Source organism: Blastococcus sp. CT_GayMR20 (assembly GCF_004570345.1).
Genome location: NZ_SPQM01000028.1, coordinates 1 through 12,330, shown reverse-complemented (window position 1 = coordinate 12,330; position 12,330 = coordinate 1). Strand labels below are relative to the sequence as shown.

Sequence of the window (12,330 nt, the reverse complement as noted above, 5' to 3'; positions counted from 1 at the left end):
AGCCTCCAGCGACGTGGTGCCCTGGCCGACAGCGAGTGCGGGATGGGGCCCGCCCGGCAACGCATGCCACCGCGGTCCCTCTCGGTCTGCATCAGCCAGGTGAACGTCGGTGTGGTCAACGACCGCACACGGCACGCGTCGCCGGGCGGCCTCGCGCAGGTCCTCCGCACAGCTGCCGCATGTCGGACCATCACGACAACCGGCGCTCCCTCTTCCCATGGGCAGATGACCGCCACCCTGCCGAGGAGGGTCGAGCGTGGGGCGGGGTCAGTCCACTCGGGTGGCCCGCACGGCCAGCGGCTCTGCGCCCGCCGGCTCCTCGAGGGGCGGTGCGGCATCCCGGACCGGCTCGACCGCGGCCGGCTCCTCCCGGTTCTCCGGCGCCGGCAGCCAGCGGGCCCACCAGCGCAGCACGTGCTCCAGGCGGGCGAGCCGGTGCCGGGGCCGCCCCGTGCGGGACAGCTCGTGACCCTCCCCCGGGAACAGCAGCAGCTCCGCCGGCACCCCGCGGCGCTTGAGCTCGACGAAGAGCCGGGCCCCCTGCTCGACGGGGCAGCGCCAGTCCTCCTCGGAGTGGATGACCATCGTCGGGGTGGTGATCCCGCGCGCGCCGGCCATCGCGCTCTGCGCCGCCACCTGCTCGGGGTCGGTGCCGAGGTACTGGTCGGGAAAGGCCCAGCCGATGTCCGACGATCCGACGAAGCTCACCGGGTCCAGGAACGCACGCTCGCTGATCGCGGCGGCGAACCGGTTCGTGCGCCCGATCACCAGGGTGGTCAGGTAGCCGCCGTAGGAGCCGCCCATGATCCCGACCCGGTCGGCGTCGAGCTGCGGGTCCTCGAGCGCGGCGTCGAGGAACGCCAGGACGTCGGCGGCGTCGAGCCCGCCGAACCCGCCACGGATGGCCCGGCCGTGCGCGGAGCCGTAGCCCGACGACCCCCGGGGATTGCACTGCACGACCGCGTACCCGGCCGTGACGTAGGTCTGGGTCTCGTCGAAGAGCGTCCAGCCGTACTGGGCGAACGGGCCGCCGTGGATCGTGAGCAGCACCGGGTGCGGTCCCGGCCCGGGTGGCGTGGTGACCCAGCCGTGCACCGGGTACCCGTCGGGCGCGGTCGCCGTCCGCTCCGTCATGCGGTGCAGGCGGCCGGTCTCGCCCAACGGGCGGCCGAAGCCGGTCAGCAGCCGACGGCCACCGGGCGTGAGCGCGATGAGCTCGCCCACCGACCGGTCGTGGGCGACGACCGCGACCACCACCCCGCCGGCGGCCGCCACGCTGCGGACGGTGAACGGCCCCTCGACCAGCACCTCGGGCGGACCACCGTCCACGGGGACCCGCAGCAGCTCGACCGCCCCCCGCCGCTCGACCCCCACGAGGACGGCGTCGCCGTGCAGCACGGTCGCCGGGGTCTCGTCGCCGCGGTGGTGCTCCTCCGGGTCGAGCAGCGGCTCCAGCGGCCCTCCGTCCGCCGCCACCCGGCACGGCACGGCCTGCCGGGCGACGAAGTCCAGCCCGTCCGGACCCAGGTCGGGGACGGCGGTGAGGTAGATCGTGCGGCCGACGGGGTCGTAGGCAGGCAGCGAGCACTCGCCGTTCGATTCGGTGACGCGGCGCAGACCCGACCCGTCCGGCCGGACGGCGTGGACGTCACGGACCAGGTCGCGGTCGGCACCCGGGTGGCGGGCGGACACGAAGGCGAGCTCGTCGCCGTCCGGGCGCCAGGTGACGTCGGCGCAGTCGGCGTCGCCGGTGGTGACCTGGACCGGCTCGGGCACGGCCCGGGTGTCGTCGGCGAAGTCCTCCGGGAGGTCGAGCACGAAGACCTGGCTGCGCCGGTCGACCAGGAAGCCCACGTCGTCGAGCCGGTACTGCAGGGTGGTGATCAGCCGCGGCGGCTCCGCCTCGGGACCGACTCCCTCGGTGGTGCCGTAGCGGCCCTGCTCCGGAACCCGCGCGGTGTAGGCGAGGCGCCGGGAGTCCGGCGCCCACACCGGCGCACCGGCCCCCAGGTGGTGGTCGGTGAGCCGGCGCGCGGTGCCACCGGCCGTCGGCACCAGGTGGATCTGCGGCTTTCCGCCCGGCTCGGCGCTGAGGTAGGCCAGCCACCGGCCGTCCGGCGAGAACGCCGGCGCGGTGTCCCGGTGCCCGGAGGTCACCGGACGGGCCGGCGCCGAACCGTCCGTGGGTACCGCCCACAGCTGGCTGCGGTACTCGTCCGCGTCGAGGTCCGGCCGCGTCACTGCCACGACGGCCATCCGTCCGTCCGGCGAGACGGTCGGGACGCCCGGGGTGCGCAGGAGTGCGAGGTCGGTCGGCCGCATGACCGGCGACGCTAGCGGGACCCGCCGACACCCCTCAGCGGCGGGCGCGCTCCTCGTCGGACTCGTCGGCGATCCGAGCCTCCGCCGCGGCCGCCGCTTCCGGGCCGCCGGTGGGGACCGACTCGGCGGTCTCGGGGGTGACCACCGGCTCGTCGGGCTCGATCATCTGACCTCGTGTCTTCACGAGGCTTGCCACCGTGGCGACCACGAGTACACCCAGGATGATGGTCAGCGACAGCCAGATCGGGATGGTCGGCACCGCGTCGATGTGCTCGCCGCCGTTGATGAACGGCAGGCTGTTCTCGTGCAGCGCCTCCATGACGAGCTTCACGCCGATGAAGGCCAGGATCACCGCCAGACCCAGTGACAGGTACACCAGCCGCTTGAGCAGGCCGCCCAGCAGGAAGTACAGCTGACGCAGCCCCATCAGCGCGAAGACGTTGGCCGTGAAGACGATGAACGGCTCACGGGTGAGGCCGAAGATCGCCGGGATGCTGTCCAGCGCGAAGACCAGGTCCGTCGTCCCCAGCGCGAGGAACACGATGATCATCGGCGTCCAGAACTTCTTGCCGTTCTCCGTGACGCGGACCTTGGCGCCATGGAAGTCCTGGGTGATGGGCAGGACCTTCCGCATCCGGCGGATGAAGGCGTTCTCCTCGTACCCCTCGTCCTCGCCCCGGTGCCGGACGAGGTTGATCGCGGTGTAGACGAGGAAGGCGCCGAAGAAGTAGAAGACCCAGGTGAAGCGGGCGATGAGGGCGGCGCCCAGAAGGATGAAGATCCCGCGCAGGACCAGCGCGATGATGATGCCCACCATCAGGGCCTCCTGCTGCAGGTGCCGAGGCACCCGGAACCGGGCCATGATGATCACGAAGACGAACAGGTTGTCGACCGACAGGCTGTACTCGGTCAACCAGCCCGCGTAGAACTCCGTCGCGAACTGGCCGTTCGTGAAGGCCAGCAGCAGGACGCCGAAGATCAGCGCCAGCGCCACGTAGAAGCTCACCCACAGCCCGGCCTCCTTGAAGGAGGGTTCGTGCGGGCGACGGGCGACGATGGCCAGGTCGGCGAGCAGCAGGACTGTGAGCCCCACGAACGTCGCGATCTCGAACCAGACGGGGAGCTCCACGGGGCCTCACTCTACGGGGGTGCCTCTGCCGCCGCCGACGGCGGAAGAGGTATCGGACGGGTCGGATGGATCACGGCGGGGCCCCGCTCCCGGGCCCCCGCCACGGGGTTCTGACGGCGGGGGTCAGCCGCTGCGCTGCGCCGCACCGCCGGCCCCGACGGGGCGGCTGCCGTCGTCCTCGAGCGATGCGGCTCCATCGGCCGCCACCCGTTCCCCGGCCTCGACCCGCTGGGCCCGGACGTGCCGGTTCCGGGCGAGGCTGGCCACGGTGGTGACCACCAGGGTCGCAAGGATCACGACGAGCGACAGCCAGGTCGGGATCTCCGGGATGGCAGTCACGTGCTCGCCGCCGTTGATGAAGGGCAGCTCGTTGGTGTGCAGGGCGTGGATGACGAGCTTGGCGCCGATGAAGCCGAGGATCACCGCGAGGCCGTACGCGAGGTAGACCAGGCGGTCGAGCAGGCCGTCGATGAGGAAGAACAGCTGGCGCAGGCCGAGCAGCGAGAACGCGTTGGCGGTGAAGACCAGGAACGTCTCCTGCGTCAGGCCGAAGATCGCCGGGATCGAGTCGACGGCGAAGATGATGTCGGCGCTGCCGATGGCGATGAGCGCGATCGCGAGCGGGGTGATGAACCGCTTGCCGTCGAGCCGCACCGTCATCTTGTCGGAGTGGTACTCCTCCGTCGTCGGGAAGACCTTGCGGGCGGCCCGGAGGACGGCGTTCTCCTTGTAGTCCTCCTCGCCGCCGTGCCCGCCGCTGCGGGCCTGCACGTAGGCGGTGTAGATGAGGATCGCGCCGAAGAGGTAGAAGACCCAGCTGAAGTTCTCGATGGCAGCCGCGCCGACGATGATGAAGACCGTCCGCAGCACGAGCGCGAACGTGATCCCGAACAGCAGCACCTTCTGCTGCAGCTCGCGGGGGACCCCGAAGCTGGCCATGATCAGCACGAAGACGAAGAGGTTGTCGACCGACAGGCTCTTCTCGGTGATGTAGCCGGCGAAGTACTGGCCGCCGAAGTCCGCGCCGTAGAAGGCGACGATCAGCAGTCCGAACACGACGGCGATGCCGACGTAGACCGCTGACCAGATCGAGGACTCACGCAGCGTCGGAGCGTGCGGTGTCCGCACGTGACCGACGAAGTCGAACAGGAGCATGCCGACGATCGCGGCGATCGTGACAGCCCAGACCCAGAACGGGACGTCCATAGAGCAGGTTCCTCCGGCAACTGGCAGTCGTCAGTACCGGAGGTCTCTCCCGCCGCCGACCCGAAGCCGGCGACCGGCAGCACCGGAGGTCATCGGACCTCGTGATGACGACGCTGCCGTGTCGGGATACTCCCCTCCACGTCGGATCCCGCTCCGCACAGGCGTCATCGCCTGCGATGCGTCATGGGATCCGTCTCGCACAACCTACCGGCCGACGCACGGATTCCCCATCTGGGGCATCGAGCCGACGAGTGATCCTCGTCGCGGGGCGCGCACATCGCCCCCCGATCAGCCGCCTGAGGGCCGGCGGCTCTTCGGCAGGGCGGCGACGGCGGCGTCGTACGACGCGTCCACCAGCTCCCGGACGTCGTCGTCGGGGAGGGCGCCGGTCCAGTCGACGGAGTTCCAGCCGTAGCGGCCGACGTAGTGGCTCATCGTCACCGCGCCGGGATACCGCTCCCGCCACTCGGCCGCCTCGGCGGCGTCCCGGCCGCACTTCACGCTGACGGTGCCGCCTTCGAGCCCGATGAAGGCGAAGCCCTTGCCGCCGACCTTCGCCACCAGCTCGCCGTCGCCCCAGGGGTACGTCTCCTCCGCCCCGGGCTTCCCCAGGCAGTAGGCGATCAGCTCGTCGCGCTCCAAAGATCTCCCTTCCGGCCCCCTTCAGGGCACCGCCCCGAGCCTGCGAGGGGTGGTCGCGGCCTCGTCCAGGGTCCCGCCCTGAGCTCGCCAAGGGTGGGCGGGAGGAGGTCCTTCTACTTTCAGGCGTGCGCGGCGTCGAACTGGCGGAGCTCCTTCTTCAGCTCCTGGAGCTCGTCGCGCAGCCGGGCGGCCACCTCGAACTGCAGCTCCCGAGCGGCAGCGAGCATCTGCTCGTTCATCTGCGTGATCAGGTCGGCGAGCTCGTTGCGCGGCAGTCCCTGGACGTCGATGGCGCCGGCCTTCCCCGGCTTCTTCTTCGACGAGAGGCCCGGCACCGGCGCCTTGCCGCGGGACTGCTGCCGCCCGGAGCCGCCGATGAGCTCGGCGGACTCGGAGTCCTCCGCCTCGCGGTAGATGCCGTCGAGGATGTCGACGATCTTCTTCCGCAGCGGCTGGGGGTCCACCCCGCGCTCGGTGTTGTAGGCGATCTGCTTCTCGCGTCGCCGGTTGGTCTCCTCGATCGCCTGCGCCATCGACGGGGTGATCTTGTCCGCGTACATGTGGACCTGCCCGGAGACGTTGCGCGCCGCCCGGCCGATGGTCTGGATGAGCGACGTGCCCGAGCGGAGGAAGCCCTCCTTGTCGGCGTCCAGGATCGCGACGAGGGAGACCTCCGGCAGGTCGAGGCCCTCGCGCAGCAGGTTGATCCCGACGAGGACGTCGTACTCGCCCTGCCGGAGCTCGCGGAGCAGCTCCACCCGGCGCAGGGTGTCTACCTCGGAGTGCAGGTACCGCACCTTGATGCCCAGCTCGAGGAGGTAGTCGGTGAGGTCCTCGGCCATCTTCTTGGTGAGGGTGGTGACGAGGATCCGCTCGTCCTTCTCGGTGCGGACGCGGATCTCGTGCACCAGGTCGTCGATCTGGCCCTTGGTCGGCTTGACCACGACCTCCGGGTCGATGAGGCCGGTCGGGCGGATGACCTGCTCGACGAACTCCCCGCCGGTGCGCCCGAGCTCGTAGTGGCCGGGGGTGGCCGACAGGTAGACCGTCTGGCCGATCCGGTCGGTGAACTCCTCCCACTTCAGCGGCCGGTTGTCCATCGCCGAGGGCAGCCGGAAGCCGTGCTCGACCAGGGTCCGCTTGCGGCTCATGTCGCCCTCGTACATGCCGCCGATCTGCGGCACGGTCACGTGCGACTCGTCGATGACCAGCAGGAAGTCGTCGGGGAAGTAGTCGATGAGACAGCTGCCGGCGCTGCCGGGCGCACGGCCGTCGATGTGCCGCGAGTAGTTCTCGATGCCGGAGCAGAAGCCGACCTGGCGCATCATCTCGATGTCGTAGGTCGTGCGCATGCGCAGCCGCTGCGCCTCCAGCAGCTTGCCCTGCCGCTCCAGCTCCGCCAGCCGCTGCTCCAGCTCGGCCTCGATGCCGCGGATCGCCCGCTCCATGCGGTCCGGCCCCGCCACGTAGTGGGTGGCCGGGAAGACGAACAGCTCCTCGACCTCGCGGACGACCTCGCCGGTGAGCGGGTGCAGGTAGTACAGCCGCTCGACCTCGTCGCCGAACATCTCGATCCGGACCGCGAGCTCCTCGTAGACCGGGAAGACCTCGATCGTGTCGCCGCGCACCCGGAAGGTGCCGCGGGTGAAGGAGAGGTCGTTGCGGGTGTACTGCTCGGTGACCAGCGTGCGGAGCAGGTCGTCGCGGTCGCGGGACTCCCCCAGCTTGATCTTCAGCGCGCGCTCGACGTACTCCTGCGGCGTCCCCAGGCCGTAGATGCACGAGACGGTCGCCACGACCACGACGTCCCGCCGCGTGAGCAGGCTCTGGGTGGCCGAGTGGCGCAGCCGCTCGACCTCGTCGTTCACCGACGAGTCCTTCTCGATGTAGGTGTCCGTCTGCGGGACGTAGGCCTCGGGCTGGTAGTAGTCGTAGTACGAGACGAAGTACTCGACGGCGTTGTTGGGCAGCAGCTCGCGGAACTCGTTGGCCAGCTGGGCGGCCAGGGTCTTGTTCGGCGCCATGACCAGCGTCGGGCGCTGCACCTGCTCGATCAGCCACGCGGTGGTGGCCGACTTCCCCGTACCGGTCGCCCCCAGCAGGACGACGTCCTTCTCCCCGCTGTTGACCCGCTCGGCGAGCGCCTTGATCGCGGCGGGCTGGTCACCCGACGGCTCGAAGTCGCTGACGACGGTGAAGCGCCCCTGCGTGGGCCGGAGGTCGGTGGTCGTGCGCACGGGAGAGACGGTACGTCGGAGGTGTGACAGAACGGTTCCGAGCGAGATCTGGTGCCTGCGGGAACCGAGAGGGGCCTGCTACTTGTCCTGGGTCGAGCGGCGCCCTAGCGTGCCTGGTCGCAGGCGGTTCAAGCCACGGACCAGCGCCACCCGGGACCTCCGGGCGAGGTCGGTCCGCGGTGAGCGGACCACCGGCCGCCCAGCCGGTCCTGCGCACGACGCCCTCCACGGCACCGCCGCGGGGGGCGTCGTCGTTCCGTGATCGCCCCCGGAGCGGCGGGACTCACACGGATCCCAGGTGTGCGGAGGGCTGCCGGGGGGCACCCGACAGCCGCCACCCCCACGAGCCCCAGAATCAGCACGCCCATCGACCCGCCGCGCAGCCTGCGCGGCGGGCCATCGGCCCCCGTCCTCCGGGGGCGCCAAGCAGAAGGAACAACCCTCAGATGACGCAGGTCTGGCCCGGCAGTGCCTACCCCCTCGGGGCTACGTACGACGGCACCGGCACGAATTTCGCGATCTTCAGCGAGGTGGCCGAGACGGTCGAGCTGTGCCTCTTCGACGACGACGGCAACGAGGAGCGCATCCGGCTCCCCGAGATGGACGGGTACGTCTGGCACGCCTTCCTGCCCGGCATCCACCCCGGCCAGAAGTACGGCTTCCGCGTGCACGGCCCGTACGACCCCGCGCGGGGCCACCGCTGCAACCCGAACAAGCTCCTCCTCGACCCGTACGCCAAGGCCGTCGACGGCCAGATCGACTGGGACCAGTCGGTCTTCGGCTACGACTTCAAGACCAAGGAGCGCAACGACGACGACTCGGCGCCGCACATGCCGAAGTCCGTCGTCGTCAACCCCTACTTCGACTGGGGCGTGGACCGCCCGCCGCGGACGCCGTACCACAAGACCGTCATCTACGAGGCCCACGTCAAGGGCCTGACGATGACCAACCCGCGGCTGCCCGAGGAGCTCCGCGGCACCTACGCCGGGATCGCGCACCCGGCGACGATCGAGTACCTCACCGAGCTCGGGATCACCGCCATCGAGCTCATGCCGGTGCACCAGTTCGTGCAGGACGACACCCTGCAGCAGAAGGGCCTGCGCAACTACTGGGGCTACAACACGATCGGCTTCTTCGCGCCGCACAACGAGTACGCCAGCAACACGACGGCCGGTCAGCACGTCCAGGAGTTCAAGGGCATGGTGCGGGCGCTCCACGAGGCCGGCATCGAGGTCATCCTCGACGTGGTCTACAACCACACCGCCGAGGGCAACCACAACGGCCCGACGCTGTCGTTCAAGGGGATCGACAACCGGACGTACTACCGCCTGGTCGAGGACGACAAGCAGTACTACATGGACTACACCGGCACCGGGAACACCCTGAACGTCCGGACGCCGCAGTCGCTGCAGTTGATCATGGACTCGCTGCGCTACTGGGTCACCGAGATGCACGTCGACGGTTTCCGCTTCGACCTCGCCTCGACCCTGGCCCGCGAGCTGCACGCCGTCGACCGCCTGGCTGCCTTCTTCGACCTGGTCCACCAGGACCCGATCGTCAGCCAGGTCAAGCTCATCGCCGAACCCTGGGACGTCGGCGAGGGCGGCTACCAGGTCGGCAACTTCCCCGCCCTCTGGACCGAGTGGAACGGCAAGTACCGGGACACCGTCCGCGACTTCTGGCGGGGCGAGGGCGATACCGTGGGCGAGTTCGCCAGCCGGATCACCGGCTCGGCCGACCTCTACCAGCACTCGGGACGGCGCCCGTTCGCCAGCATCAACTTCGTCACCGCGCACGACGGCTTCACGCTCAGGGACCTCGTCTCCTACAACGAGAAGCACAACGAGGCCAACGGCGAGGGCAACAACGACGGCGAGAGCCACAACCGCAGCTGGAACTGCGGCGTCGAGGGCCCGAGCGACGACCACGACGTGCTCGCCTGCCGGGCCCGGCAGCAGCGGAACTTCATCGCCACGCTCATGCTCAGCCAGGGCGTGCCGATGCTGCTGCACGGGGACGAGCTCGGCCGCACCCAGAACGGCAACAACAACGGGTACTGCCAGGACTCCGAGCTCACCTGGATCGACTGGGACCACATCGACGAGGGCCTGCTCGAGTTCACCAAGAAGGTCACCAAGCTGCGGACCGACCACCCGACGTTCCGCCGGCGCCGGTTCTTCCACGGCCGGCCCATCCGCCGGGGGCAGGGCGACCCGGTGCCGGACATCGACTGGCTCACCCCTGCCGGTGACCAGATGGCCGACGAGGACTGGGACGCCGGCTTTGCGAAGTCGCTGGCCGTCTACCTCAACGGGCACGGCATCCGCAGCACCGACGAGCGCGGCGAGGAGGTCGTCGACGACCACTTCTACATGGCGTTCAACGCCTCGCACCAGCCGATCGAGTTCACCGTGCCCAGCGACGACTACGCCCCGACCTGGACGACGGTGCTCGACACCGCGGAGATGGACGAGGTCGAGCCGGTCGAGATCAAGCCCGGCGGCACCGTGACCGTCCAGGGCCGGGCCGTCATCGTGCTGCAGGGTCCCGCGGTCGAAGCGGGCGCGCAGTGACGCACGGCGTTCCGGCGGCCACCTACCGCCTGCAGGTCCATGCGGGGTTCCGCCTGGAGGACGCCGCCGAGGTGGCCGGCTACCTGGCCGACCTCGGGGTGTCCCACGCCTACTCCTCCCCCCTGCTGCGTTCCGCGGAGGGCAGCAACCACGGGTACGACACGGTCGACCACGCACACATCGACGAGGCGCGCGGCGGCCGGGAGGGCTTCGACCGGTTCGTCGCGTCCCTGCACCAGCACGGCCTCGGCCTGGTGCTCGACCTGGTGCCCAACCACATGGGCGTCGCGGACGCCGCGGCTGCCCCGTGGTGGTGGGACGTCCTCCGGAACGGCCAGGCCAGTCCGCACGCGGCCGCGTTCGACATCGACTGGGAGTTCGGCGGCGGCAAGGTGCGCATCCCGGTGCTCGGGTCGGCGGACGACGTCGCCGAGCTCAAGGTCGTCGGTCGGGAGGGTGGGGACGGCAGAGCCGGGGAGCTGCACTACTACGAGAACCGGTTCCCGATCGCGCCCGGCACCGAGAGCGGGACGCCGCAGGAGATCCACAGCCGGCAGAACTACGAGCTCGTCGACTGGCGGCGCGCGGACTCCGACCTCAACTACCGCCGGTTCTTCGCGATCAACACGCTCGCCGGCCTTCGGGTGGAGGACCCGGCGATCTTCGACGCGACCCACGGGCTGGTGCTGCAGCTCGTGCGCGAGGGTGCCGTCGACGGTCTGCGGATCGACCACCCGGACGGCCTCGCCGACCCCAAGGGCTACCTCGACCGGCTCGCCGAGGCCTCCGGCAACCGCTGGACCGTGGTCGAGAAGATCCTGGAGCCCGGCGAGGACCTCCCGGCGTCCTGGAAGACGGCGGGGACGACGGGCTACGACGCGCTGAGCGAGGTCGACGAGGTGCTGGTGGACCCCGCCGGCGAGGCCGCGCTGACGGCGCTGGACACCGAGCTGTCCGGCCGGGCGGTCGACTACGAGGCGCTCGTGCGGATGAGCAAGCGCGAGGTCACCGACGGCATGCTCGGCTCGGAGGTCGCCCGGCTGGTCCGGGTGATCGGCGAGCTCCCGGGCATCGAGCCCGCGCAGCAGACCGACGCCCTGGCCGAGCTGCTCGCGACCTTCCCGGTCTACCGCAGCTACCTGCCCGACGGGCGCGAGCACCTCGACGCCACGGTGGCCGCCGTCCGCGAGCGCCGTCCCGACCTCGTCGCCGCCGTCGACGCGCTGCACCCCGTGCTGGCTCAGGCCGGCACCGAGGCCGCGACCCGCTTCGAGCAGACCAGCGGCCCGGTCATGGCGAAGGGCGTCGAGGACAGCGCCTACTACCGGTGGGCGCGGTTCGTCGCGCTGAACGAGGTCGGCGGCGACCCGTCGCGCTTCGGCAGCTCGATCGCCGAGTTCCACGAGGCCCAGCAGCGCCGCGTGGAGCGCTACCCCGAGTCGATGACGACGCTGTCGACGCACGACACCAAGCGCAGCGAGGACGTGCGGGCCCGCCTGGCCGTGCTGGCCGAGATGCCCGACGAGTGGGCGCAGCTGGTGCGCCGGCTCCTCGACGCGCACCCGCTCGCCGACCGGCCGCTGGCCCACCTGGTGTGGCAGAACCTGGTCGGGGCGTGGCCGCTGTCGCGCGAGCGGGCGCACGCCTACGTCGAGAAGGCCGCCCGCGAGGCAGGCACCTCCACCACCTGGACGGCGCCGGACGAGGAGTTCGAGAGGCAGCTGCACGCACTGGTCGACGCCGCGTTCGACGACGGGGCGACGCACGCCGCGATCGAGGCCTTCGTCTCCCGGATCACGCCCTTCGGCTGGTCGAACTCGCTGGCGCAGAAGCTGCTGCAGCTGACCATGCCCGGCGTCCCCGACGTCTATCAGGGCACCGAGCTGTGGGACTTCTCGCTGGTCGACCCGGACAACCGCCGGCCGGTCGACTACGCGCTGCGCCGGAAGCTCCTCGCCGACCTCGACGGCGGCGCGGTCCCGGCCGTCGACGAGACCGGTGCGGCCAAGCTCCTCGTCGTCTCCCGCACGTTGCGGGCGCGGCGGGACCACCCGGAGTGGTTCGCCGGCTACGAGCCGGTGGAGGTCAGGGGCACGGCGGCCGACCACGTGGTCGCGTTCGACCGCGGCGGCGTCGTCGCCGTCGCCACGCGGCTGCCGGTCGGGCTGGCCGAGGACGGCTGGGGCGACACCGCGCTCCAGCTGCCCAACGGCCCGTGGCG

7 protein-coding genes are annotated in these 12,330 nt (G+C 70.8%); 2 read left to right on the top strand and 5 right to left on the bottom strand.

The window, feature by feature from the left end:
- Window positions 1-267 precede the first annotated feature (267 nt).
- The 5 genes from E4P40_RS09215 to uvrB form a co-directional block, all read right to left on the bottom strand.
- Window positions 268-2,322 (bottom strand): S9 family peptidase, encoded by a 2,055-nt coding sequence (locus tag E4P40_RS09215; RefSeq protein ID WP_135158378.1) that lies wholly within the window; start codon window positions 2,320-2,322, stop codon window positions 268-270.
- Between the two features lie 34 nt (window positions 2,323-2,356).
- Entirely contained in the window at window positions 2,357-3,451 is a 1,095-nt protein-coding gene (locus tag E4P40_RS09210) for a TerC family protein (protein WP_135158377.1), read from the bottom strand.
- Window positions 3,452-3,574: 123 nt separating this feature from the next.
- The gene (locus tag E4P40_RS09205; protein ID WP_135158376.1) at window positions 3,575-4,657 is read right to left on the bottom strand and encodes a TerC family protein; all 1,083 of its coding nucleotides are present in this window, start codon (window positions 4,655-4,657) and stop codon (window positions 3,575-3,577) included.
- 288 nt (window positions 4,658-4,945) lie between these two features.
- Complete coding sequence (locus tag E4P40_RS09200) at window positions 4,946-5,299, bottom strand: MmcQ/YjbR family DNA-binding protein (RefSeq protein ID WP_135158375.1); 354 nt, start codon at window positions 5,297-5,299, stop codon at window positions 4,946-4,948.
- Window positions 5,300-5,418: 119 nt separating this feature from the next.
- Window positions 5,419-7,536 (bottom strand): excinuclease ABC subunit UvrB, encoded by a 2,118-nt coding sequence (gene uvrB, locus E4P40_RS09195; RefSeq protein WP_135158374.1) that lies wholly within the window; start codon window positions 7,534-7,536, stop codon window positions 5,419-5,421.
- Between the two features lie 446 nt (window positions 7,537-7,982).
- Here uvrB and glgX point away from each other — a divergent pair, with 446 nt between their 5' ends.
- Window positions 7,983-10,109 carry a glycogen debranching protein GlgX gene (gene glgX / locus E4P40_RS09190; protein WP_135158373.1) on the top strand — a complete coding sequence of 709 codons (2,127 nt, stop codon included), beginning with the start codon at window positions 7,983-7,985 and terminating at the stop codon, window positions 10,107-10,109.
- Window positions 10,106-12,330, top strand: a 2,225-nt coding sequence (treY, locus tag E4P40_RS09185) for a malto-oligosyltrehalose synthase (RefSeq protein ID WP_135158372.1), incomplete at its 3' end; no start/stop codon positions are given. The genes glgX and treY, both read left to right, overlap by 4 nt.